22 protein-coding genes are annotated in these 25,330 nt (G+C 58.7%); 9 read left to right on the top strand and 13 right to left on the bottom strand.

Annotation, left to right across the window (positions count from 1 at the left end; all coding sequences use genetic code 11):
• Positions 1-107: 107 nt before the first annotated feature.
• Positions 108-1,328 carry a LysR family transcriptional regulator gene (locus tag IEW12_RS23605; RefSeq protein WP_229751313.1) on the top strand — a complete coding sequence of 407 codons (1,221 nt, stop codon included), beginning with the start codon at positions 108-110 and terminating at the stop codon, positions 1,326-1,328.
• 51 nt (positions 1,329-1,379) lie between these two features.
• Here the strand turns inward: IEW12_RS23605 and IEW12_RS23600 are convergent, their stop codons facing one another.
• The 7 genes from IEW12_RS23600 to IEW12_RS23570 form a co-directional block, all read right to left on the bottom strand.
• On the bottom strand, positions 1,380-1,634 hold the full coding sequence (locus IEW12_RS23600) for a DUF2164 domain-containing protein (protein ID WP_188568592.1): 255 nt from the start codon (positions 1,632-1,634) through the stop codon (positions 1,380-1,382).
• Between the two features lie 129 nt (positions 1,635-1,763).
• Positions 1,764-2,345 (bottom strand): DUF5655 domain-containing protein, encoded by a 582-nt coding sequence (locus tag IEW12_RS23595; protein ID WP_188568591.1) that lies wholly within the window; start codon positions 2,343-2,345, stop codon positions 1,764-1,766.
• A 65-nt stretch (positions 2,346-2,410) separates the two neighbouring features.
• Complete coding sequence (locus IEW12_RS23590; RefSeq protein WP_188568590.1) at positions 2,411-2,641, bottom strand: hypothetical protein; 231 nt, start codon at positions 2,639-2,641, stop codon at positions 2,411-2,413.
• A 121-nt stretch (positions 2,642-2,762) separates the two neighbouring features.
• Positions 2,763-3,920: a BMP family ABC transporter substrate-binding protein gene (locus tag IEW12_RS23585; protein WP_188568589.1), complete on the bottom strand. Its 1,158-nt coding sequence runs from the start codon at positions 3,918-3,920 to the stop codon at positions 2,763-2,765.
• Between the two features lie 70 nt (positions 3,921-3,990).
• Positions 3,991-4,905: an ABC transporter permease gene (locus tag IEW12_RS23580; protein WP_188568588.1), complete on the bottom strand. Its 915-nt coding sequence runs from the start codon at positions 4,903-4,905 to the stop codon at positions 3,991-3,993.
• 8 nt (positions 4,906-4,913) lie between these two features.
• Positions 4,914-5,966: an ABC transporter permease gene (locus tag IEW12_RS23575; RefSeq protein WP_188568870.1), complete on the bottom strand. Its 1,053-nt coding sequence runs from the start codon at positions 5,964-5,966 to the stop codon at positions 4,914-4,916.
• A gap of 58 nt (positions 5,967-6,024) precedes the next feature.
• Entirely contained in the window at positions 6,025-7,578 is a 1,554-nt protein-coding gene (locus IEW12_RS23570) for an ABC transporter ATP-binding protein (RefSeq protein ID WP_188568869.1), read from the bottom strand.
• A 393-nt stretch (positions 7,579-7,971) separates the two neighbouring features.
• On the opposite strand from IEW12_RS23570, the gene IEW12_RS23565 reads away from it, so the two are divergent.
• Positions 7,972-8,424: a tetratricopeptide repeat protein gene (locus IEW12_RS23565; protein ID WP_188568587.1), complete on the top strand. Its 453-nt coding sequence runs from the start codon at positions 7,972-7,974 to the stop codon at positions 8,422-8,424.
• A 545-nt stretch (positions 8,425-8,969) separates the two neighbouring features.
• Entirely contained in the window at positions 8,970-10,712 is a 1,743-nt protein-coding gene (locus tag IEW12_RS23560; protein ID WP_188568586.1) for a methyl-accepting chemotaxis protein, read from the top strand.
• Here the strand turns inward: IEW12_RS23560 and IEW12_RS23555 are convergent.
• From IEW12_RS23555 to gcl, 6 genes are all read right to left on the bottom strand, one after another.
• Positions 10,709-11,692 carry an urea transporter gene (locus IEW12_RS23555; protein WP_188568585.1) on the bottom strand — a complete coding sequence of 328 codons (984 nt, stop codon included), beginning with the start codon at positions 11,690-11,692 and terminating at the stop codon, positions 10,709-10,711. The two genes, IEW12_RS23560 and IEW12_RS23555, sit on opposite strands and share 4 nt — an antisense overlap.
• A gap of 122 nt (positions 11,693-11,814) precedes the next feature.
• Positions 11,815-13,239 (bottom strand): pyruvate kinase, encoded by a 1,425-nt coding sequence (gene pyk, locus IEW12_RS23550; protein ID WP_188568584.1) that lies wholly within the window; start codon positions 13,237-13,239, stop codon positions 11,815-11,817.
• A gap of 155 nt (positions 13,240-13,394) precedes the next feature.
• Positions 13,395-14,660, bottom strand: coding sequence for a glycerate kinase type-2 family protein (locus IEW12_RS23545; protein WP_188568583.1), 1,266 nt, complete (start codon positions 14,658-14,660; stop codon positions 13,395-13,397).
• 83 nt (positions 14,661-14,743) lie between these two features.
• Positions 14,744-15,658, bottom strand: coding sequence for a 2-hydroxy-3-oxopropionate reductase (gene glxR / locus IEW12_RS23540; protein ID WP_268237272.1), 915 nt, complete (start codon positions 15,656-15,658; stop codon positions 14,744-14,746).
• 162 nt (positions 15,659-15,820) lie between these two features.
• Entirely contained in the window at positions 15,821-16,600 is a 780-nt protein-coding gene (hyi, locus tag IEW12_RS23535; RefSeq protein WP_188568581.1) for a hydroxypyruvate isomerase, read from the bottom strand.
• A gap of 38 nt (positions 16,601-16,638) precedes the next feature.
• Positions 16,639-18,414, bottom strand: a complete 1,776-nt coding sequence (gene gcl, locus IEW12_RS23530; RefSeq protein ID WP_188568580.1) for a glyoxylate carboligase — start codon at positions 18,412-18,414, stop codon at positions 16,639-16,641.
• Positions 18,415-18,579: 165 nt separating this feature from the next.
• Between gcl and IEW12_RS23525 the strand changes: the two genes are divergently transcribed.
• From IEW12_RS23525 to kdpB, 6 genes are all read left to right on the top strand, one after another.
• Positions 18,580-19,485, top strand: a complete 906-nt coding sequence (locus IEW12_RS23525) for a LysR family transcriptional regulator (RefSeq protein ID WP_188568579.1) — start codon at positions 18,580-18,582, stop codon at positions 19,483-19,485.
• Positions 19,486-19,596: 111 nt separating this feature from the next.
• Complete coding sequence (locus IEW12_RS23520) at positions 19,597-20,793, top strand: serine hydrolase domain-containing protein (protein ID WP_188568578.1); 1,197 nt, start codon at positions 19,597-19,599, stop codon at positions 20,791-20,793.
• A gap of 315 nt (positions 20,794-21,108) precedes the next feature.
• Complete coding sequence (locus IEW12_RS23515) at positions 21,109-21,213, top strand: potassium ABC transporter ATPase (protein WP_188568577.1); 105 nt, start codon at positions 21,109-21,111, stop codon at positions 21,211-21,213.
• The gene (kdpF, locus tag IEW12_RS23510) at positions 21,210-21,299 is read left to right on the top strand and encodes a K(+)-transporting ATPase subunit F (RefSeq protein ID WP_188568576.1); all 90 of its coding nucleotides are present in this window, start codon (positions 21,210-21,212) and stop codon (positions 21,297-21,299) included. Before IEW12_RS23515 ends, kdpF begins: the two co-directional genes overlap by 4 nt.
• On the top strand, positions 21,299-23,110 hold the full coding sequence (gene kdpA, locus IEW12_RS23505) for a potassium-transporting ATPase subunit KdpA (protein ID WP_188568575.1): 1,812 nt from the start codon (positions 21,299-21,301) through the stop codon (positions 23,108-23,110). The genes kdpF and kdpA overlap by 1 nt, the downstream gene beginning before the upstream one ends.
• Before the next feature lie 21 nt (positions 23,111-23,131).
• Positions 23,132-25,312 (top strand): potassium-transporting ATPase subunit KdpB, encoded by a 2,181-nt coding sequence (gene kdpB, locus IEW12_RS23500; protein ID WP_188568574.1) that lies wholly within the window; start codon positions 23,132-23,134, stop codon positions 25,310-25,312.
• Positions 25,313-25,330: the final 18 nt, after the last annotated feature.

The raw sequence follows: 25,330 nt of genomic DNA, 5'->3' as shown, positions 1-25,330 counted from the left end.
GAGTCGAGTTTATTTGAGATAAAGGGTTTTAACTAATTTCAAGTACGCCGTTTGGCATAAATTTAAGTTAAGCTTATAGGCATATAATCTTGTTTTAAGGAAAGAAAGTGGTAGTGATCAGCGATGACACAGTGCGCCTGCGGCGCCTGCTTTTTTTTGATGCGGTGTGTCGCGAGAAGGGCATCAGCCATGCGGCCGATGCTATCGGCATGACGCAGCCGGCTGTCAGCCTGGCCATCAAGAAACTGGAAGAGAGTTTTGGCGCGACCTTGTTCGAGCGCGGCTACGGCGGCAGCGAATTGACGCTGGAAGGGACGCTGTTGCAGCGCCGGGTGCGCAGGATGTTCGACCAGATGGAAGCCGCGGTAGTGGAGCTGCTGGCCGGCAGCAAGTCGCGCTCCGTCGACGTCGGCATCGTCTGCCGCCATCTGACCGATGCGCAGATACGCTGCCATATTGCGATCGTGCAGCTGGGTTCTGCTTCCGCTGCCGCACGCAAGCTGGGTATTTCGCAGCCGGCAGTGCACAGGGCGGCACGCGCGCTGGAAGACACCGTCGGCGTTGCGCTATACCGGAGGCGCGTGCATAGCGTGTCTGCCAATGCGGCGGGGATAGGGTTTGCGCGCCGGCTCAGCCTTGCCTTGCATGAAATCGACCAGGCGGCCAACGATCTGTCGTCCGCGCGCGGGCTGGCCAGCGGGCAAGTATCGGTGGGCATGCTGCCGCTGTTGCCGCAGCGCTTGCTGGCGCGCGTGATCCGGCGCCTGCGCGAAGATTATCCGGAGGTCGCGGTTACCATCCATGAAGGATCGCATACGCGCCTGATGAATGACCTGCAGTTCGGTGCCATAGACGTGATCGTCGGCGCGCTGCGCGAACCCAGGCTGCAGGGGGATGTGGTCGAATCTGCGCTATTTACCGATCCGTATGTCGTGGTGGTACGCAAGGGACATGAGCTTGCCACGCGGGAGAGCGTCAGCCGCAAGGATCTGGCAGCCTATGGCTGGGTCGTGCCGCAAAAAGATATGCCGCGGCGCACCGTGGTGGAAACCATGCTGGCGACCTTGCCGCATCGCCCGCGCGTTGTGGTGGAAACCAGTTCGCTGGCGATGATGATGGCGATGCTGGAAGAAAACGACTGCATTTCACTGCTGTCGCGCTCGCATATCCTGTACGGCAATTACAGGAATGACGTGGTGGCGCTGGACATGGAAACGCCCGAGGCAGAGCGCACGGTTGGCTACACCACGCGGCTGGACTGGCTGGCAACGCCCATGCAGCATGCCTTCATCGAATACCTGCGCGAGCAATGCCGGATTGACCACTAAGGCGGCATTGATTGCAAAGTCATGGCAGGGGCCGGACCGGCCCTGCATGCATCAGGACTTCTTGTTCCAGTATGCGAACTCGGTCTCGTAGCAAGTGCCGTCCATCTCAGCTACCTTGTCCTGCATATGCGATTGCGCGTCGCGTATTGCCTGGTTATAGATGCTTGCGCCTATCTCCTTGACGCAAAAATCCAGAAACAGGCGTGCCTTCAGCTCACCTATGCTTTCATCCAGGTTTTCAGATACATAACGTTGTATGGAGCCGATCAGACGCTCCTCGACTTCTTTTTCCAGTTTGATGCTCATATAAATTGCAGGCGATAGTAGATAGTTTGGTTGCTGATTAATGCTTGCTGAATGATAGGCGATCTGTCCGCAACAGGTTTAGTGTTTTCCTTCAAGTCTGCATGGCCCGCCGCTAAGGACGGCGGCAGACTAGCCCGCGCCGGCAAAGGCCAGCTTGATCCAGGACATCAGCTCGGCGTCGACCTCTTCCACACTGACTAGTTTGACCTTGTAATTGCACATGCCGCCGGCGGCCTGTTCCAGCAGTCGCGCATTGGCCGGCAGAGATTTGATGTTCAGCCCCAGTTCCACACGGGTATTGGTGGCCGGCCCCAGCATCGCGAACTGCTTTTTCCTGCGCAGGCTGAGGTAGGTTTTCTTCGGCGATATCTCGAATTCACCGAAGCCGGCCAGGCGCGCCATCACCGCGTCATGGATGGGGCGCAAGGCTGCCTTGGGGCCGGAATACAGTGCATCGGCCGCGTCTGTATCGTCCTGGCCATCCGCTGCGCCGGAAGCATCTGCAGCAGTGTCGGCTTTCAGCACGTAGTGGGTGAGGGAGTTCGCATCGCCGTGGCCCAGGGCCAGCGTGGTTTTCAGGTAATCGCGTATTTCACCGTGCTTGGTATGGCCGCAATTCTTGGCTATCTTGCTCAGTTCCGCCAGCGACTTCCCGGTACGCTGCTGGATATTGGCCAATTGCGTGGCAAGCGCGTCTTCCACTTTTCCCATTGCTGTCTCCCGGTCTTTTGACTTATTGCGGCTTATTGAGGGCGAATTGTCGGTATTGCCGTATTTTATTGCATGGCCTGCAAGAAGGGCGCATACACCGTCAGCGCCTTGTGGATGACGGCCGGCGTCAGCGTTTGCTGTTCGCTTTCTATCTCTTGCAGATGCTCTTCCAGTTCGTCCAGGGTTTCTTCATCCGCGTCCTCGCGCGCCTGCTCATGCTGCAATTGCTGCTGCAGAAATTGATGATAGTCGCGCAAGGTCTGCTGCGCGAGTTCCAGGTCTGGATGATCGGACATAGGAAAAATCCTGATGGTGAAGGGCTTGAATAAAGGAGTGGCTTCAGTATACGCGATAGTCCGCACAAATAAAAAACGGCTGGCGCAGGGCCAGCCGTTTTTGGATACCGTCTGATGGCGCTTAGCCCGGTACTTTGCCTTCCACGCCTTCGACATAAAAGATGATGTCATGCAGGAATTTGTCGTCGGCAACCTTGTCCTTGGGCAGCACCTCCTTGCCGGTATTGTCCTTGATCGGACCTTTCCAGATAGGGGCTGTGCCGTCGATCACACCCTGGCGTTTTTCGGCGATGGCTTTCTTGATATCGTCGCTCAGGCTGGCATTGAAGGCTTTCAGGTCTATCATGCCTTCTTTCAGGCCCCACCAGGTGGTGTCGGATTTCCAGCTTCCATCCAGCGCCTCGCCTACGCGCTTGTTGTAGTACACGCTCCAGTCGATAACGGATGCGGCCACATGCGCCTTGTCACCGAACTTGCTCATGTCGCTATCCCAGCCGAAGGCATACACGCCTTTTTCCTGCGCTGTTTGAACTACAGCGGCGGAGTCGGTATTTTGCATCAGCACGTCCACGCCCTGGCCTATCAGCGTGGTTGCTGCTTCACGCTCCTTGCCCGGATCGAACCATTTATTCACCCAGACGACCTTGGTCGTGATCTTGGGGTTGACCGATCTGGCGCCCAGTGTGAAGGAATTGATATTGCGCAGCACTTCAGGGATGGGCACCGACCCGACCACGCCCAGCTTGTTGGATTTGGTCAGCTTGCCTGCGGCCACGCCGGCCAGGTAGGCACCTTCATAGGTGCGTACATCGTATTGCGCCAGGTTGGCTGCGGTTTTGTAACCGGTGGCATGTTCAAACTTCACGTCTGGAAAGTCTTTTGCCACTTTCAGCATCGCTTCCATATAGCCGAAGGTGGTGCCGAAGATCAGCTTGTTGCCGTTGCTGGCCAGATCGCGCATCACGCGCTCGGCATCGGCTGCGCTTTCCGGGATGTTTTCGACGAAGGAAGTCTTTACCTTGTCGCCGTATTTGGCTTCCACTGCCTTGCGCGCTGCATCATGAGCATAGGTCCAGCCGGCATCGCCCACCGGGCCGACATACACGAAGGCCACCTTCAGCGGTTCTGCCGTCTTGGCGGCCGGTGCCGTTGCAGGTGCCGGGGTGGATGCTCCGGCAGCTTCCGCAGGCTTGGCTTCTTCTTTCTGGCCGCAGCCGAACAGGCTGAGCGCGGCCACTGACAGTGCGGCTGCCAGCGTATGTCGACGTGTGAATTTCATGGATGCTTTCCTTTTTATAGATAAATGGGACAACCAAAATCAAACAGAATCCAAACAACAATCAGGCAATCTAACCCGGACGGAAAGGCTTGCCCAGCGAAGCCGGCATATTCAGTCGTATCCAGTCCGGATTACGAGAAATCAGCACCAGCACCACGATAGTGGCGACATACGGCAACATCGACAGGATCTGCGAGGGTATCGCTATGCCTATCGCCTGGAAATGAAATTGCAATATGGTGACGCTACCAAACAATAAAGCTCCCAGCAAGACCCGTGCCGGACGCCAGGTTGCAAAGGTGGTCAGCGCCAGCGCGATCCAGCCGCGCCCCGCGACCAGGCCCTCTACCCACATCGGTGTGTACACCAGCGACAGGTAGGCACCGGCGATACCGCAGCAGGCGCCGCCGAACAGCAGTGCGGCAAAGCGTATGCTGCGTACCGGATAACCGAGCGCATGCGCCGATTCCGGCGATTCGCCTATGGAGCGCAGCACCAGGCCGGCGCGCGTGCGATACAGGAAACAGATAATGGCGACGCATAGCAGCAGGCTGAAATACACGATCCAGTGGTGGCTGAACAAAGCCACGCCGACAAAGGGCAGGTCAGACAAATAGGGAATGGCGGTGGGCTTGATGGTCAGCGACATGCCGACGAAGGATTGCCCCATGAAGGCGGACAGGCCGGCACCGAAGATGGACAGCGCCAGCCCGGTGGCCACCTGGTTGGTTGCCAGCACCAGCGCCAGCCACGCAAACAGGCTGGACATCAGCATGCCGGCCAGCGCACCGGCGGCAAAGCCGAGCAGCGGACTCTGGGTCTGGTAGCCGACCGCAAAACCGGCGATGGCCGAGACCAGCATCATGCCTTCGGCGCCGAGGTTCAGCACGCCGGCGCGTTCATTGATCAGCAGGCCCAGCGCGGCGATCAGCAGCGGCGTACCGGAGTTGATGGAGGCGGCGATCAGCGCGGCGAGATTTTCCATGGATGCCCTTATGCAGTGTGCGCATTTGCCGCCGGCTTCAGCCAGCGCAAACGGTAGTTGATCAGCGTGTCGCAGGCCAGCAGCAGGAACAGCAGCATGCCCTGGAACAGCCCGGTGATGGCGGAGGGCAGGCCCAGGCGCGATTGCGCCATCTCGCCGCCCAGATAGAACAGCGATAGGATCAGGCCGCCGAAGATGCTGCCTATCGGATTCAGCCTGCCGACAAAAGCGACAATGATCGCGGCAAAGCCATAGCCGGGCGAAATGGATGGCAAGACCTGGCCTATGGGGCCGGTTACTTCAAAGGCTCCGGCGATGCCGGCAAAACCTCCGGAAATCAGCAGCGAAGTCCACAGCGCGCGGCGGCTGGAAAATCCCGCATACCTGGCGGCCAGCGGCGCCAGCCCGCCTACCGTCAGCCGATAACCGGCAAAGCTGCGGTATACAAATACCGTCATCACTGCGGTTGCGACCAGCATCACCGCAAAGCCTATATGCAGGCGGCTGCCGGCAAACAGCACGGGCAGCAGGAATTCGGAAGAAAACACGCGCGACTGCGGGAAGTTCATCCCGTGCGGATCCTTCAGCGGGCCGTTCACCATATACATCAGCAGCAATTGCGCGATATAGGTCAGCATCAGCGATACCAGGATTTCATTGGCATTGAAGCGGTCGCGCAGCAGCGCGGTGATGCCAGCCCACAAGGCCCCGCCTGCGATGCCCGCCAGGCTGGCCAGCAACAGCACCATGCCGCCGGGCAGCAGGTGGGCGCTGTTATCGAACATCAGCACCGTGCTGCCGGCTGCGATACCACCGGCGATCAACTGGCCTTCCGCCCCGATATTCCAGACATTGGCGCGATAGCAGATCGACAAGCCCAGTGCGCACAAGACCAGCGGCGTGGTCTTCAGCAGCAGTTCAGAAATGGAAGAACGCGTCTTCAGCGGTTCCAGCAAGAAGACTTGCAGGCCGCTGAGCGGATTCTTGCCCAGCGCCAGAAAGAGCAGCGCGCCGAAAAACAGCGTCAGCGCCAGTGCCAGTACTGGAGAAAAGTAAGCCATATTGCGCGACGGTACCGCGCGCAGTTCCAGCTTGACAGGGAAAAAGGCGGCAAAGGGATTAGACACCGGCTAGCTCCCCCCGCTGTGTGGTGAAAGCTGCCAGGCCGCCGCTGTTGCCGTGCTCGTCATCGGCTTCGTTTTTATCCCACAATCCGCTCATCCACAATCCTATCTGTTCGCGTGTTGCCAGCCGGCTGGAGATAGACGGCGACAGCCTGCCCTTGGCAATCACATGCAGGCGGTCGCACAGGTGAAACAGCTCGTCCAGTTCTTCGGAAATGATCAATACCGCGCAGCCTGCTTCTTTCAGCAGGCGTATCTCATGATGGATTTGCGCTGCCGCGCCCACGTCCACCCCCCAGGTCGGCTGCGCCACCACAAACACCTGGGGCTGGCGCACGATTTCGCGGCCGACAATGAATTTCTGCAAGTTGCCGCCGGACAGGCTTTTGGCCAGTGCTGCCGGGCCGGAGGCCTTGACCTTGAAGCGGGCTATGATGTCGGCGGCAGCCTGGACTGCATGCGCAAACCGTATCATGCCGTTCACGACAAACGGCGCTTTCTGGTGCGACAGCAGCATGTTGTCAGTCAGGCTCATCTCCGGCACCGCGCCGCGGCCCAGGCGCTCTTCCGGCACCAGGCTCTGGCCGCGCGCACGGCGCGCATTGGGTCCCAGATTGCCGACTGCCTTGCCGGTCAGTGTGATCATGTCCGGCCTGGCGCGGCGGTCTTCGCCGGACAGTGCGGCCAGCAATTCCTGCTGGCCGTTGCCGGACACGCCGGCGATGCCGACGATTTCGCCGCTGCATACATCCAGGCTGATGCTGTCCAGCGGCGTGGCAAAAGCGTGCGCGCGCGCCAGGCTGAGCTGGCGTATCTGCAAGCGCACTTCGCCCGGCGCATGCGGTTTTGGCTCTGCCTCTTGTTGCGGTTCCGCGCCTATCATCAGGCGCGACAGGCTGGCCGCAGTCTCCTGCGCCGGATCGCAATGGCCGGTGACTTTGCCTCCGCGCATTACCGTGGCGGAATGGCACAGCTCACGGATTTCATCGAGCTTGTGGCTGATATACAGGATGCTGCATCCTTCCGCCGAGATCTTGCGCAAGGTGACAAACAGTTTTTGCACCGCCTGCGGCGTCAGCACGGATGTAGGCTCGTCCAGTATCAGCAACTGGGGCCGGGTCAGCAGCGCACGCACGATTTCCACCCTTTGCCGCTCGCCGACCGACAGCGTGTGCACATGGCGATGCGGCTCCAGCTCCAGTCCATAGTTGTGGCCGGTCTGGCGTATCTGTTCGGCCAGCTTCGCCATATTGACGTCGGCGGACAGGCCGAGCGCGATATTTTCAGCGACCGTCAGCGTATCAAACAGTGAAAAATGCTGGAACACCATCGCTATGCCCAGCTTGCGTGCATCCTGGGGATTGGCAATATGTACGGCGGCACCATTCCAGCGCACGGTGCCTGCATCCGGTTTGACTGCGCCGAAGATGATCTTCATCAGCGTGGATTTGCCTGCGCCGTTTTCACCGAGCACCGCATGGATTTCACCGGGGCCGACAGTCAGGCTGACATTGTCATTGGCGACGACTGCGGGATAGCTCTTGCAGATGCCGGAGAGTTCCAGTCTGGGCGGCTCAGGTCGGTGTGGCGTGTCGGACGTGGCAGGGGTCACAATGGCCTTTCATGTCATCGGTTTTTCGAGAGTAGGGGCGACGCAATGCAGCAAACATCATCCGCACAGCATGGCGTGTATTCTTTGTTAATTATATGTGTTGTATAGCGACGCAGTTGAGAAATAGACAGTGACTGCGATGGCGGATGTTGCGAAACCCGCTCTGCCTTGATTTTTTCCTTGCCAGTACCGCCCTGGCGGCATAGGCTGCATAAGCTAAAGCAAGACGAACGAGTACAGTAAAAAGCACAGCAAGAATTGCTCCAGGCCACGGTAGGCATGAGTTTGCCTGCGCCTGGTTTTTCAGTGCCACCGTAATGGGAGCTGCCCATGAAAAAACACCTGCTAGCCCTGTGCCTGGTTTGCCAGGCTGCCTCTTGCCTGGCGTCGGATATGCCGACTGTGGCGCCGGCGCCCACTGCCAAATCCTATTATGAAGACGCGCGCAAATCGCTGGATGCCAAACAATGGAAGCCGGCGCTGGCCAGCCTGCAAAAGGCGGTGGCGCTGGACCCGAATAATGCCGACATCCATAACCTGCTCGGCTATACCTATCGCAAGCAAGCCAATCTGGACAAGGCCTTTGAACATTACGAGATAGCCTTGAAGCTGAACCCCGGACATCTGGGCGCGCATGAATACCTGGGCGAAGCCTATCTGCAGGCGAAAGACCTTCCCAATGCGGAAAAGCAGTTGGCGGCATTGGCGAGCCTGTGCAATTCGTCTTGCGAACAATACAAGGATCTGCAGGAAGCGGTTGCCGAGTATAAAAAGCACTTGTAGCGCCTTCTGCGGGCGGCTGTTGTCAGCTTGCTTGTCGCAATGGCAAGCAAGGGTTGGCGATTGTGCTTACGGATTGTTAAAGATGGATAAATGAACTTTAGGCATCGGTAGCGCATGTTCGTTGACCAGAGGCAATGCACCGTCCGGCTGCAAGGCCGGTGCCGCCGGGCATGGGCATTGTATTCGATTCTGCTTAGATTCTGCTTGATTTTAGAACTCATTTCATCAATAGGAGTGAGATGCGTTTGTCTTAAAAGCGGCGCTGGCAAGGCGTGCGAGGCGTCAATAGCGAGCTATTGACAACGAGCGCAACGCGGCCAGCGCCACTTTTAAGACAAACCCTTCGGGAACGGCCCATTTGGGCGCATTGCAGCGTTGCGCCGCTAGCAAAGGGAGCCACCCTTTGCGTCGCGACACGCCTCGCACTGCATCCCAAATGGATTCGTTCGCACTCGCTCCTATTGATGAAATGAGTTCTACTTACATGGCGCGCTCCCGCCTGCCATATGTTTTCCCCAGACTCCAGCCAACCCAAGGTGAGCCAGATGTTCAAAAATACCACCATCAAATCACGCCTGATCTTTGTCATTGCCTTTTTGTCGGTGCTGCTGGCCGCGATAGGTCTGAGCGGCTTGTATAGCCTGGGTGCCACCAACGGCTCTTTTAAAACCCTGTATGAAGACAGGCTGATCGCACTGGGGCAACTGGATTCTGTCGCCCGTATCGTCAATCGCCAGCAACTGGGGATAGCCAAGGCGATAGCCCTGGATCCCGGCACGCTGGACCAGCAGGCCGCCGATGTCGAGAAATTGCTGGAGCAGGGAGACAAGATCTGGGGGGAATACATGGCCACCTACCTGACCCCGGATGAAAAGAAGCTGGCCGACCACTATACCGAGAGCCGCAACAAGTTTGCCAGCGACGCAGTGAAGCCGGCACTGGTGGCGATGCGAGCAAAAGACGTGGCCAAGACCACCGAGCTTTTGCAGGGCCCGATGACGCAGCTTGCCGTACCGCTGTTTTCCGACATGGATGGATTAATTAAAATACAACTTGATGTGGGCAAGGGCGAATACGACACATCGCAAAGCAATTTCAGCACTTTCCGTACCCTGTCCATCACGGCGATCGTGCTGGGCTTGTTGCTGGGTGCGGTGGTCGGTTACTGGCTGATACGCAGCATTTCAGCGCCACTGGATTATGCAGTCAGTATCGCGCAGACGGTTGCCAGCGGCGATCTGACGCAGCATATCGAGGTCGATTCCACCAATGAAACCGGCAAGCTGCTGCAATCGCTGAAGGAAATGAACGACAGCCTGATTACCACCGTCAGCGAAGTCAGGATCAGCACCGATACCATTGCTACCGCATCCAGCGAAATCGCCAGCGGCAACCTGGACTTGTCGCAGCGCACCGAAGAACAGGCGTCCAGCCTGGAAGAAACTGCATCGTCAATGGAAGAGCTGACTTCCACGGTACGCCAGAATGCCGACAATGCGCGGCAGGCCAACCAGCTGGTGGTATCCGCCAGCGACTATGCGACCAAGGGCGGCAAGGTAGTGGAACAGGTCGTCGATACCATGGGTTCCATCAAGGAAAGCTCGCGCAAGATCGTGGACATTATCGGCGTCATCGATGGCATCGCCTTCCAGACCAATATCCTGGCGCTGAACGCCGCAGTGGAGGCTGCGCGCGCCGGCGAACAGGGCCGTGGCTTTGCGGTGGTGGCTTCCGAAGTGCGTAACCTGGCGCAGCGTGCCGCGGGGGCAGCCAAGGAAATCAAGGAACTGATCAATGATTCGGTGGAAAAAGTCGATGCCGGGAGCAAGCTGGTGGATGATGCCGGTGTTTCTATGAACGAGATCGTGACCTCGGTCAAGCAGGTGGCCGACATCATGAGCGAGATCGCCGCCGCCAGCAGCGAGCAGAGCACAGGCATAGAACAGGTTAACCAGGCCATCACGCAGATGGACCAGGTGACGCAGCAAAATGCGGCGCTGGTCGAGGAGGCGGCAGCGGCGGCCGCCAGCATGCAAGAGCAGGCGGCCAATCTGGCGCAGGTGGTCAGCGTATTCAAGCTGGCGCAAAACAGCAAGCCAAGCGCAGCAAGAGCAACTTCGGCCACCCCAACGAGAACAGCGGCGCCGTTGAAGCGGCCCATGCTGGCAGCAGCGCCGGAGCCTGCAGAAGCAGAACCTGCTGCAAGCAAGCCGGCGATGAAACCGGGAGCCAAGCCCGTAGCAAAGCCTGTCAGCAAACCTTCCGCTGATGACTGGGAAGAGTTTTAAGTTTTCACATTTTTCCGGCAATCCGGCCTGTCCGCCCGTCTGGAGGGCGGCGTAACTGCAGACCGACTACCTAAGCCCGCTAGCGCTGACAGATACAACACGGTCCAGCACGCCAGCACGAAAGGCAAGGTAAAACAGGAAAAGCCGCAGGCAGCGCACAGCATGCCCAGTAGCAGGGTCAATACGATGCCGGCCAGCCGCCATTGCCATGCGCGCTGTTGCACGCACAGGCATTGCGCAGCCAGCGCGCAGTTTAGCCCCAGCCCCATCGCATGCAGTGAGAAAAATTGCTGCAAATCCGCATCGCCGGATGCATCGATGGCAGCCAGCAGCAACCATGCCGCCACTGTACCCAGCAGGGCCCAGATTGCCTGGTGCCAATGCTGCCTCGCCAGCGCGGCAAAGACCAGCATGCCCAAGGGAGCGGTGGCTATGAAGCTGGCCCGGGCCAGCGCATAAAATGCATATTCGATCAGGGACGTTGGTGCGGCAACGGTGTTAGCTGATAGCACCAGCCGCAGCAGGTATCCAGTCTGGTGTTCCGCAATGCCTGCCGATAACATGATCAGCACGAACGGCGCTGTCAATAGCGGCAGCCGGCTCCAGCGGGGTAGGAGCTGGGCGCCCGCCACGCTTGCCGCTATGGCAACGAGCAGGCAAACCAACAGAGCCATGTTCATCTGGTACATCGCGCACAGCGCAACGCCGCTGAGAGCTGCGTTATACGCATACACGCCTTGCCTGATCTGCTGATGCGGCAGGCGCATTGCATAGGCCAGCAGGTTGGCGCCCACCGCACCGGCAACGGCAGCCAGCGCCAGCGCCGGTTTGCTGACATATAGCGCTAACAACAGCACTGCACCAGTCAAAGGCGAGGCCTGGAAGTAAATCTGCGAGATACCGTTCAAAATACTCTGCAGGGCTCCCCACAGGGCTGCCTGCAGACGGCGGTGGCCGGGTAGCCGGTAAGTATGGATCATGGCGATGAAAACAGGTTATGGAAGGTACGCGCGTAGCAAGTCCCGCAGCCTCTGGATCCAGAGGCTGTGGCTTGTGTGGCTGCAGCGGCAGGTTTGGCTTAAATGGGCGTAGCCGCTCCGGTTCAGGCCGGTGGCCAGACCTCGGCGATGCGCAGCAGATTGGTGGTGCCGGGTTCGCCGAAAGGCATGCCGGCAGTGATGGTCAATTGCTCGCCGGGTTGCGCGAAACCTTCGTTCAGTGCGGTGCTGCAGGCGGCTGCCACCATCTGGTCCACATTGTGGACCTTGTCGCTGACGGTAGAATGCACGCCCCATACCAGCGCCAGCTTGCGCGCGGTAGAGAGTTGCGGCGTGATGCTGAGTATCGGCGCCGACGGCCGCTCGCGCGCGGCACGCAGGCTGGTGTGGCCGGAAGTCGTGTAAGTCACCGTAGCAACCGCACCGATGATTTGCGTGACACTGCGCAAGGCCGAGCAGATGGCGTCGCCCTTGTCGGCGCGCGGTGTGACTTGCTGTGCGTCCAGCATATTGCGGTATAGCGGATCTTTTTCCACTTCGCTGATGATGCGGTTCATCATTTGCACCGCTTGTACCGGGTAGGCGCCGCTGGCCGATTCTGCCGACAGCATTACCGCGTCGGCGCCGTCATAAATGGCGCTGGCGACGTCCGATGCTTCAGCGCGGGTCGGTACCGGTGCCGAGATCATTGATTCCAGCATCTGCGTGGCGATCACGATAGGTACGCCGTGCGCGCGGCAACTGCGCAGTATGCGTTTTTGCGCGCCGGGCACCTGTTCCGGCGGCAGCTCCACGCCGAGGTCGCCGCGCGCCACCATCACTGCGTCGGATACCTGCACGATCGCATCCAGTTGCTGCAGTGCTGCCGGTTTTTCCAGCTTGGCCAGCAAGCCGGCGCGCTGGCCTATGATGGCGCGTGCCTCCAGGATATCTTCCGGCCTTTGCACGAAGGAAAGTGCAATCCAGTCCACACCCAGCTCCAGCGCAAACGACAGGTCGCGCTTGTCTTTCGCGGTCAAGGCCGGGATAGGCAGTACCGCATCCGGCACATTGACACCCTTGCGGTCGGACAGCACGCCGCCATTGACCACGCGGGTGCGGATAGCCTGGCCGTCGCTGTCCAGTACTTGCAGTTTCAGCTTGCCGTCGTCCAGCAGCAGCGACTGGCCGCCGGTAATCACCGCAAACAATTCCGGATGCGGCAGGCAAACGCGCCGGCTGTCGCCGGGGGTAGGATCATTGTCGAGAGTGAACTCTGCGCCAGCCTCCAGCACCACCTTGCCGTCTGCGAACTGGCCTACCCGCAGCTTGGGGCCTTGCAAGTCGGCCAGGATGGCGATAGGCCGGCCCAGCGATTTTTCTATATCCCTGACGATGTTGTAGCGGACCTGGTGATCGGCGTGCGTACCGTGGCTGAAATTGAAACGGAAGACATCGGCGCCGGCTTCGAACAGGGCCTGTATCGTGGTTCTGTCATCGCTGGCGGGGCCAAGAGTGGCGACGATTTTTGCTTTACGTAGACGGCGCATAATAAGAAGGCTCACAGTAAATTGGGATGGAATATGTTTGCAAGCGATGCAGAGCCCCAGCCGCCGCGAATGAATCGGGAGGTCGCCGCGGAAGGGCTCCGCATGCAGCAAAAACGGGAGGGTTACGGCGTTTAGCCGCGCTTATCGCATGCTCGTCATAAAATCAGCATCGCGCGGAAGTCGTTGACATTGGTGCGGGTAGGGCCGCTGACGATCAGGTCGTCCAGCGCATTGAAAAAGCCGTAGCCGTCGTTGTTTTCCAGCAGGTTTTTCGGACGCAGGCCCTGTGCTGCCGCGCGGCCGGCGGAATCGGGGGCATACACGGCGCCGGCATTGTCTTCCGAACCGTCTATGCCGTCGGTATCGCAGGCCAGCGCGTAGATACCGGGGTAGCCGTCCAGCGTCACGGCCAGGCTCAGCAGGAATTCTGCGTTGCGGCCGCCGCGCCCGCTGCCGCGCACGGTCACCGTGGTTTCACCGCCGGACAGCACCACACAGGGCTTGCTGAAAGGCTGGCCCTTGCCGGCAATCTGCTTGGCCAGCGCTGCATGCACGATGCCGACATCGCGCGCTTCGCCCTCTATGCCGTCGGACAGGATATACGCGGCGATGCCGGATGCGCGCGCTTTTTCAGCGGCGGCATCCAGTGCATGCTGCGCAGTGGCGATGATGTGATGCTCGTGATGCTGAAAGCGCGGGTCGCTGGATTTAGGTGTTTCGCCTTTGCCGGAACTCAGATGCTGCTCGATATTGGCAGGCACAGCGATATCGTATTTGCGCAAGATCGCCAGCGCCTGCTCGCAGGTGGTGTCGTCGGGCAGGGTAGGGCCGCTGGCGATGATGCCGGGCTCATCACCGGGCACATCGGAAATCAGCAGCGTCACCACCCGCGCCGGTGCGCAGGCCAGACCCAGGCGGCCACCCTTGATGGCAGACAGGTGCTTGCGCACGCAATTCATCTCGCCTATCGCCGCGCCGCTCTTCAGCAAGGCCTTGTTGATCGCCTGTTTCTGTTCCAGCGTAATGCCTTCGGCCGGCAGCGCCAGCAGTGCAGAACCACCGCCGGAGATCAGGCACAGCACCAGATCGTCTGCTGTCAGCCCCTGCACCATTTGCAGGATGCGCGCCGCCGCCTGCTGGCCCGCTGCGTCCGGCACCGGGTGGGCCGCTTCCACCACTTCTATGCGCTTGCAGTCGGCGCCGTGGCCGTAGCGGGTAACCACCAGGCCGGATATCTCACCCTGCCAATGCTGCTCCACCACGCTGGCCATGGCAGCCGCACCTTTGCCTGCGCCTATCACTAGCGTACGCCCCTTGGGCGGCGCGGGCAGGAAAGACGGCAGGCATTTTTGCGCGCTGACGGCATCCACTGCCGTGTTGTACAGCTCACGCAAGAAGTGTTTAGGATTGGCAATAGTCATGATTGCAGCCTGATGATTAAAAGTTCTAGCATAACGCGGTTAAGAAAAACTGGCCGGGTATTGATTCATCCCGGCACAAAACATCAAGCCTGGGCGATCTGGTGGTTGGACATCAGCTCTATGGCGCGGCACAGTGCGGAGTGATCGAGCCCGCTCATGCCGTTGGCGGCGCAGGCATTCATCAGTTCCTGCGCGGTGGCCGTATTCGGCAAAGATACACCCAGCGCCTTGGCGCCCTGCAAGGCCAGGTTCAGGTCTTTCTGGTGCAGCTCTATACGGAAACCGGGGTTGAAAGTGCGCTTGACCATGCGTTCGCCATGCACTTCCAGGATGCGCGACGCGGCGAAGCCTCCCATCAGCGCCTGCCTGACCTTGGCCGGATCGGCGCCGGCCTTGGAGGCGAACAGCAAGGCCTCCGCCACCGCCTGGATATTCAGCGCGACGATGATCTGGTTGGCCACCTTGGTAGTCTGGCCGTCGCCATTGCCGCCGACCAGCGTGATATTCTTGCCTAGCAGTTCAAACAAGGGCTTGACCGCATCGAAGGCCGCTTGCGGGCCGCCGACCATGATGGTCAGCGATGCGGCCTTGGCGCCGACTTCGCCGCCGGATACCGGCGCATCCAGGTAGTCGCAGTTCAGCGCATTGATACGCCTGGCGAAATCCTTGGTCGCGATAGGTGAGATGGAGCTCATGTCCACCACCGTTTTTCCTGCAGTGAGCCCTGCTGCGACGCCGTCTTCGCCAAACAGTACCGCTTCTACATGCGGCGTATCCGGCACCATCACGATGATGATGTCGGCGCGCTTGGCCACTTCAGAACCGGAGGTGCAGACTGTGGCGCCACCTTCTATCAGTGTGTAAGGCGGATTTTTCTGGTCGTGCAGATACAGCTTGTGCCCGCCGCGCTGCAAGTTTTCCGCCATCGGCGCACCCATGATGCCCAATCCTATGAATCCTACTTTTGCCATGCTGTTCTCCTTCGTAGTGTCGAATATCTTTTGTATCTTTTCATCATTCCCAAGTTGCTCAAGATCTGTAGCGAGCGGACGTCAGCGAGGCGAAGAGCAGCACAGGAAACGGAACGTACTTGAGGTACGTGAGTATTCCGAGCAGCGCATGAGTCTCGATCACGTTCGCGCAGTAAGATATTGAGTAACTTAAATTCCGTGTGCTTCCCGCCATCCCAGCCCCGCCAAGGTGCCGTCTTTCGGCTTGTACTCGCAGCCTATCCAGCCTTCATAGTTCAGTTCATCCAGCAGCTTGAACAGATAGCGGTAGTTGATTTCGCCGGTGCCCGGTTCAAAGCGGCCGGGGTTGTCGGCCAGTTGTATATGCTTGATCAGAGGCAGGTTGGCGCGGATGGTGTTGGCAATCTCGCCTTCCATGCGCTGCATGTGATAGATGTCGTATTGCACAAACAGGTTGTCGGAGCCGGTGGCCCTAATCAGTTCCACTGCCTGTCCGGTGCCGGACAGGAAAAAGCCGGGAATGTCGAAAGTGTTGATCGGTTCCACCAGCAGCTTCAGGCCCTCGTCTTTCAGTTTTTCGGCAGCAAAGCGCAGGTTATCCACCAGGGTTTGCTGCGCCTGTTCGCGGCTGGCGTTTTGCGGCTGTATGCCGACCAGGCAATTCAGTTGCTTGACGCCGAGTATCCTCGCGGACTTGATTGCCTCGCCGACGCCGTCCTGGAATTCGCCTACCCGGTCAGGATGGCAGGCAATGCCGCGTTCTCCAGCCTCCCATTTGCCGGCCGGCAGGTTATGCAGGACCAGATCCAGTTGATACAGGTTCAGCTTGTCGGCGATCTGGTCTGCATGGAAGGCGTAAGGGAACAGAAATTCCACGCCGCGGAATCCAGCCCGCGCGGCAGCTTCAAAACGTTCCATAAAAGCCAGCTCATTGAAGAGCATGGTCAGGTTGGCAGCAAGTTTGGTCATGGCGTTTTCCTTTTGCTTGTTTTACTTGAAGGCGGTGATCAGTCCAGCAGCGCTACCGCGGTGGGCGCATCGTCGCGGCCTTCGGCCAACGCTTCAAATTCATTGATCGCATTGATTTCCGTGCCCATCGCGATATTGGTCACACGCTCCAGGATGATTTCAACCACGACCGGCACCTTGTATTGTTTCATCCATTCACGTGCCTGCTTGATCGCCGGCTGTATGCCCTGATGGTTCAATACGCGGATGGCCTTGCAGCCCAGGCCTTCGACGACGGTGATATGGTCCACGCCGTAGCCGTTCAGTTCAGGTGCATTGATGTTTTCAAACGCCAACTGCACGCAGTAATCCATTTCGAAACCGCGCTGCGACTGGCGGATCAAGCCCAGGTAGGAATTGTTGACGACGATTTGTAAGTACGGCAGATTGAACTGCGCACCCACGGCCAGTTCCTCTATCATGAACTGGAAGTCATAGTCGCCCGAGATCGCCACAACTTCACGCGTCGGGTCGGCAGCGACCACGCCCAGGGCGGCAGGAATAGTCCAGCCCAGCGGGCCGGCCTGGCCGCAGTTGATCCAGTTGCGTGGGCCGTATACATGCAGGAACTGCGCGGCGGCAATCTGCGACAAGCCTATCGTGCTGACGTAGCGGGTTTCGCGGCCGAAGGCCTTGTTCATTTCTTCATACACACGCTGCGGCTTGACCGGTACATTGTCGAAATGTGTACGGCGGTGCATCGTGCGCTTGCGTTCATGGCAATCGGCGGCCCAGGCGGAGCGGTCTTTCAGCTTGCCGGCAGCCTTCCATTCCCTGGCGACTTCGACGAACAGTTTCAGCGCGGCGCCGGCATCGGACACGATGCCGTAATCGGGGCCGAACACGCGGCCTATCTGCGTCGGCTCTATATCGACGTGCACGAACTTCCTGTCCTTGGTGAATACTTCCACCGAACCGGTATGGCGGTTGGCCCAGCGGTTGCCTATGCCCAGCGCAAAGTCGGATGCCAGCATTGTTGCATTGCCGTAGCGGTGGCTGGTCTGCAGGCCGACCATGCCGGCCATCAGCTTGTGGTCGTCGGGGATGGTGCCCCAGCCCATCAGCGTAGGGATCACAGGCACGCCGGTGATCTCCGCAAACTCCACCAGCAGATCGGACGCATTGGCATTGATGATGCCGCCGCCGGCCGTGATCAGCGGGCGCTCGGCGTCGTTCAGCAGGGTCATGGCCTTTTCTATCTGTGCACGGGTGGCCTGCGGCTTATAGACGGGCAAGGGTTCATAGGTATCGGGATCGAATTCAATCTCGCCCATCTGCACGTCAAACGGCAGGTCGATCAGCACCGGGCCGGGACGGCCGGAGCGCATCAGGTGGAAGGCCTGCTGGAATACGCGCGGCACCAGCGCCGGTTCACGCACGGTAACTGCCCATTTGGTGACCGGTTTGGCGATGGATTCGATATCGACGGCCTGGAAGTCTTCCTTGTACAGCCGCGCACGCGGCGCCTGGCCGGTAATGCACAGGATGGGAATGGAGTCGGCCTGGGCCGAATACAGGCCGGTGATCATGTCGGTGCCTGCGGGGCCGGAAGTACCTATACAGACGCCGATATTGCCGGCCGCTGCGCGGGTAAAACCTTCCGCCATATGCGATGCACCTTCCACATGGCGCGCCAGGATGTGCTTGACGCTGCCGCGCTTGCGCAAGGCCGAGTAGAAAGGGTTGATCGCCGCGCCGGGAACGCCAAAAGCCTGGTTTACGCCTTCTTTTTCCAATACATAGACGGCTGCTTCAGCCGCAGTCATTCTTGCCATGATGATCTCCTGAAAATGAGTGATTTACTGTTGAGTTCATGCTAATGGCAAACTTATTGTTTGATAAGAGGATAAAAAATCGTATTATTCAATACTTGAAGTATGGAATAAGCCAGAAAAGCAGCGCCGGGGAAACCTGAAAACATTGTCTTATGGATAAGTTAAGTGGATAAGCTAAAGCAGATAGAGGCCTTCGTCGACGTGATAGAGCAGGGCAGCCTGACCCGCGCCGCGTTGGGGCAAAACATCACGCCGGTGATGCTGGGGCGCAGGATAGACGCGCTGGAAAAACGCCTGGGCGTGAAGCTCATGCACAGGACCACGCGCCATTTACGGCTGACGGAAGAGGGCACGGTCTTCCTCGATCATTGCAAGAAATTGCTGCATGAACTGGATAGCGCGGAAAAGATCATTTCGGAAGGTCGGCACAAGGCCACCGGCCATCTGGTGGTATCGGCTCCGGCTGCCTACGGACGCAAGCACGTGGCGCCGCATGCGCCGGCCTTCCTGGCGGAACACCCGGATGTGCGCATCTCCTTCAACCTGACCGACCGCGTGGTGGACCTGGTGCGCGAGGGCTATGATTTCGGCATACGCATAGGCGGGGCGATCGACCCCAGCTTTGTCGCCATCAAGCTGGCGACCAACCGGCGTGTGGTGTGCGCCACACCGGACTATCTGCGCAGGCACGGCGTGCCGGCCACGCTGGAAGACCTGGAAAAGCACAACTGCCTGGCCTTCAACCTGCAGGGGGGGCAGCAGCGCGGCTGGTATTTCCAGCAAAACGGCAAGCCGGTCACGATACGGGCCAACGGCAATCTCGATTGCAATGACGGCGAACTGCTACATCGCTGGGCCTGCGAGGGCCTGGGCCTGGCCTGGCGTTCCACCTGGGAGATACAGGCGCAACTGGCGTCCGGCGAGCTGGTGACGGTACTGGATGACTACGCGCTGCCGGACTACAACATCATGGCGGTATATCCGCAGCAGCGCAATCTGCCGGCCAAGGTGAGGTTTTTTATAGAAAAGCTGAAGGCGATTTATGCGCAGCCGGGCTACTGGATGGGCTGAAGGCTAAGTCGGACCAAGTGCAGCTTAGGTACGCGAGCTTGCAAGCGAGCGTAACAGGCAAATATTCGGTAGCATGTCAGATTCACTGGAACATACAAAATAGGAACGTCTATGCAGGTAAGCGGAAAAGGCTACGATTTCAGCGCAGTGCATGATGCACTGCAATCCTATGTGGACCGCGAGTTGCTGGCCGGCGTATCGTCCGCGGTGCTGGTCGGCCGCGAGTTGGTTGACGTCCATACCGCTGGCTGGGCCGACAGGGAAAACAATATCCCGCTACGCACCGACCACCTGTTCCGCATCTTTTCCAATACCAAGCTGGTGACTTCTTGCGCGGTGCTGCTGCTGGTGGAAGAAGGCCTGCTGGGTCTGGACGATGCGATAGAAAATTTCATACCGCAACTGGGCCAGCGCCGCGTGCTGAAACCGGGTGCGACCAGCCTGGACGATACCGAGCCTGCGGCATCATCGATCACGGTGCGCCAGCTGCTGAACCATAGCGCCGGCCTGGGCTACGGCTTTCTGAATCCGGGCAGCCTGTTCGACAATGCCTATAACGAACGCAAGGTGATGAATCCCGCGCAGACGCTGGAACAGATGATGGACGTGCTGGCGGATTTGCCTTTGAGTTTCCATCCCGGCACGCGCTGGGAATACTCTATCGCGACCGATGTACTGGGGCGGCTGGTGGAGGTGGTCAGCGGCCAGCGCTTTGATCAATTCCTGCAGCAGCGCATTTTCACTCCCTTGGGCATGCTCGATACCGGCTTTGTGGTGCCGGCGGACAAGCTGGATCGTTTTACAGCCTACTATGCCGGCAGCGATATGATGAACCCGATGAAACCAGGCCTGAAGCGGCTGGAAAATTCACCTTTCCCCGGCGCCTTCGTCACGCCGATACCGCGCATGTCCGGCGGCGGCGGGCTGGTGTCCAGCCTGCCGGACATGGTGGCACTGATACGCAGCCTGATCGTAGCCAAGGATGGCAGCCCGACCTTGCTGAAGCCGGAAACGATCACGCAAATGATGAGCAATCAGCTTGCGCCCGGCCTCAGCATAGGCTTTCCCGGCCTGGGACCGGTGCCGGGCAAGGTGTTTGGCCTGGGTGGCGCGGTCACGGTAGAACCGTCTTCGCTGGACCCGGAAGCGTCTGCCGGCACCTTTGAGTGGGGCGGCGTGGCGGGCACCCATTGGTGGATATCTCCGCGGCATAATCTGGCAGGCTTGCTGATGACGCAGCGCCAGATGGCCTTCTGGCATCCCTTCTCGTTTGAATTCAAGCGCCGCGTATTCAAGGCGATGTTGTAGAACCAGTCTATCCCTGGCTGCGTGGTTTCATCGCGGCCGGGGCTATCCAGCACTATCCGGCACCAGCCGCTTTAATCAAAGCAGTTCGCGAAACGCGATCGGCTTTTGATCGCCTATTCTCCTCCCCAAGACTGCACGCCCCCACGATATTGCGTTTTTTACGCAATTTTTACATCTTGTTTACACCCCACCCCACAGTCTTTACAAAATCTTTAGACCGGTCTGGCTAAGCTTCAGCCTGTAAGAATCGCTTTCCTATTTTGCTGCACAACCGTCAGCGGCGGTCAGCCGATTCTCAAAAACATGGGGGTAATCGTGGATTATTTATTAGACATTTTTTATGTAGGCGGGATGCTCGCATTTTTCCTGCTGATCTGGGCCCTGGCCAAGGGTTGCGACAAACTGGGAGGCCAGGCATGAACACTTTCTACGTGATAGGCGCGGTGGTATCTGCTGCGCTGTTTGTGTACCTGATCGTGGCTTTATTGAAAGCTGAGGAGCTGTAATGACTACGCAAGCAATTGTTTTATTGATAGTTTTCCTGCTCGTGCTGCTGGCCATGTCTTACCCGCTGGGCCAGTTCATTGCACGGATTGCAGATGACAAGGCAGCCGTTCCCGGCATGGGCTGGCTGTCCTGGCTGGAAAAAGGCCTATACCGTATTGCCGGCGTCAAGGCCAATGAAGAAATGGGCTGGAAGAAATACGCGCTGGCCCTAGTCTTGTTCAATACGCTGGGCGCGCTGGCGGTGTACCTGATACAGCGTATCCAGGCATGGTTGCCGCTGAATCCTCAGGCTTTCGCTAACGTCAGTGCCGATTCCTCATTCAATACCGCGGTCAGCTTTGTCAGCAATACCAACTGGCAGGGTTACGGCGGTGAATCGACGATGAGCTACCTGACCCAGATGCTGGTGCTGGCGGGCCAGAACTTCTTTTCGGCTGCCACCGGCATTGCCGTGGTGTTTGCGCTGATACGCGGTTTCTCGCGTCATTCCGCCAAATCGATAGGCAACTTCTGGACCGATATGACTCGCTCCACGCTGTATCTGCTGCTGCCTTTGTCGGTGATCTTTGCAGTGTTCCTGGTCGGCCAGGGCGTGATCCAGAACTTCTCCGGCTACAAGGACGTGCAGTTGATGGATCCGGTGACCTATAGCCAGCCCAAGGTCGGTGCAGATGGCCAGCCTTTGAAAGACGCCAAGGGTGCTCCCGTGATGGAAACCCTGACCACCAAGACCCAGACACTGGCGATGGGCCCGGTTGCTTCGCAAGAAGCGATCAAGATGCTGGGCACCAATGGCGGCGGCTTCTTCAATGCCAACTCTGCGCATCCGTATGAAAACCCGAATGCACTGGTCAATTTCTTCCAGATGATCTCGATTTTCCTGATTCCTGCCGGGCTGTGCTTCGCGTTCGGCCGCATGGTTGGCGATATGCGCCAGGGCTGGGCAGTGCTGGCGGCGATGACTGTGCTGTTCGTAGTGATGGCAGTGTCCGTCATGTATGCGGAACAGCAGGTACATCCTGTCCTGGCATCGATGAACGTGGACCAGGCTAGCACGATACTGCAATCCGGCGGCAATATGGAAGGCAAGGAAACCCGTTTCGGTATCGATGCATCCGCCCTGTTTGCGGCGATTACTACTGCAGCTTCTTGCGGCGCGGTCAACGCAATGCATGATTCTCTGATGCCAGTCGGCGGCCTGGTACCACTGGTGCTGATGCAGTTTGGTGAAGTGGTATTCGGCGGCGTAGGTTCCGGCCTGTACGGCATGCTGATATTCGCAATCCTGGCTGTGTTCATTGCCGGCCTGATGATAGGCCGTACTCCTGAATACCTAGGCAAGAAGATCCAGTCTTTCGAGATGAAGATGACGTCGATCACTATCCTGGTGACACCGGCACTGGTGCTGGCAGGTACCGCGATTGCCGTGATGGCGGAAGCCGGCAAGGCCGGTATTCTGAATCCCGGTGCGCATGGCTTCTCCGAAGTGCTGTATGCGTTCACTTCGGCCGCCAATAACAACGGCAGTGCGTTTGCCGGCCTCACTGCGAATACACCGTTTTACAACATCATGCTGGCGATTGCGATGTGGTTTGGCCGTTTTGCGATGATCGTGCCCATCCTGGCGATTGCCGGTTCGCTGGCATCCAAGAAACGCCTGGAAGCCAATGCCGGAACCATGCCTACCCACGGTCCTATGTTCATCAGCCTGTTGATCGGTACCGTAGTCCTGATCAGTGTACTCAACTATGTGCCTGCGCTCGCGCTGGGTCCGATAGTCGAGCACCTGCAACTCATTGCTACGCACTAAGCCAACAGCAAAGGAAATTTCATGTCTACTACAAGTGTACAAAAAAGCATAGCCGGGAAAGTCGATGCTGCCGCGAATAAAAGCGCCGGTAGCACCGATAACGCCGAAGATGCATTGCAAAAAAGCGGCAAGGCTCGCCTGTCGCTGTTTGATTCCAGCCTGATCGTACCGGCTATTATCGATTCGTTCAGAAAACTGAGCCCCCGCACGCAATTGCGCAGCCCGGTGATGTTCGTCGTGTATATCGGCAGCATCATCACCAGCATGCTGTTCGTGCAGTCGCTGCTCGGCAAGGGCGAGGCCAGCTCCGGCTTCATCCTGGCCATCTCCATCTGGCTGTGGTTCACGGTGCTGTTTGCCAACTTTGCCGAAGCACTGGCCGAAGGCCGAAGCAAGGCGCAGGCGGCGTCGCTGCGTGCTCTGAAGCAAACCGTAATCGCCAAGAAACTGGCCACGCCTAAACACGGCACGACCTGGCTGCCAGCCTCCGCTGCAGACTTGCGCAAGGGTGACGTGGTACTGGTGGAAGCGAATGACGTCATTCCTATCGACGGTGAAGTCATAGAAGGCGTTGCTACCGTGGATGAAAGCGCCATCACAGGCGAGTCCGCACCGGTGATCCGTGAATCCGGCGGCGATTTTTCTGCCGTGACTGGCGGCACCCGCGTATTGTCCGACTGGCTGGTCGTGCGGGTCACGTCGAATCCCGGCGAAGCCTTTATCGACCGCATGATCGCCATGGTGGAAGGTGCCAAGCGCCAGAAAACCCCGAATGAAGTTGCGCTGACCATCTTGCTGATCGCGCTGACCATCATCTTCCTGCTGGTGACAGTGACTTTGCTGCCTTACTCGCTGTTCAGCGTGGATGCTGCAAAAGCCGCAGGCATAGTCAGCTCGCCGATATCCATCACCGTGCTGATCGCGCTGCTGGTCTGCCTGATTCCTACAACGATAGGCGGTTTGCTGTCCGCAATCGGCGTGGCAGGCATGAGCCGTATGATGCAAGCCAATGTGATCGCCACCTCCGGCCGTGCGGTGGAAGCTGCCGGCGACGTCGATGTGCTGATGCTGGACAAGACCGGCACCATCACGCTGGGCAATCGCCAGGCATCCGAGTTCTTCCCTGCACCCGGCGTGACCCAGCCGCAATTGGCCGATTCCGCACAGCTTGCGTCGCTGGCTGATGAAACACCGGAAGGCCGCAGTATCGTGGTGCTGGCAAAACAGCGTTTCAATTTGCGTGAACGTGAGATGGCCTCGCTGAATGCGCACTTCGTGCAGTTCACTGCACAGACCCGCATGAGCGGCGTGGATATCGCCGAGCGCATCATCCGCAAGGGTGCCGCCGATTCCGTCAAGAAATATGTAGAAACCCTGGGCCGTCCTTTCCCGGCAGAAGTCTCCAAGACTGTGGACGACATTTCGCGCCGCGGCAGCACACCGTTGGTCGTGGTCGACGACGGCAGGGTGATGGGCACGATAGAGCTTAAAGATATCGTCAAGGGCGGCATCAAGGAGCGTTTTGCGGAACTGCGCCGCATGGGTATCAAGACCATCATGATCACCGGCGACAATAAGCTGACCGCTGCCGCCATCGCTGCAGAAGCAGGGGTCGACGACTTCCTGGCGGAAGCAACACCGGAAGACAAGCTGAAGCTGATCCGCAGCCATCAAACCGAAGGCAGGCTGGTGGCGATGACCGGCGACGGCACCAATGACGCACCGGCGCTGGCCCAGGCCGACGTCGCCGTGGCGATGAGCTCCGGCACCCAGGCGGCCAAAGAGGCCGGCAATATGGTGGATCTGGATTCCAATCCGACCAAATTGCTGGAGATCGTGGAAATCGGCAAGCAGATGCTGATGACGCGCGGCTCGTTGACCACTTTCTCGATTGCAAATGATATCGCCAAGTATTTTGCGATCATTCCGGCGGCCTTTGTCGGCACCTATCCGCAATTGAAGGCGCTGGACATCATGCACCTGACCAGCCCATCGTCGGCGATCATGTCGGCAGTGATCTTCAATGCGCTGATCATCGTATTCCTGATCCCGCTGGCTCTTAAGGGCGTGAAATACCGGGCTATTGGCGCAGCGCTGCTGCTGCGCCGCAATCTGCTGATTTATGGCGTGGGCGGCATCATCCTGCCTTTCGTCGGCATCAAGCTGATCGACGTGATACTGACTGTATTGCACCTGGCTTAATAGAAGCGAAGAAAGATT

It is taken from the genome of Parundibacterium terreum (assembly GCF_014636315.1).
Lineage (GTDB): Bacteria > Pseudomonadota > Gammaproteobacteria > Burkholderiales > Burkholderiaceae_D > Undibacterium > Undibacterium terreum.
Note: the sequence above shows the minus strand (reverse complement) of the source record. Positions and strands in the feature narration are given on the sequence as shown.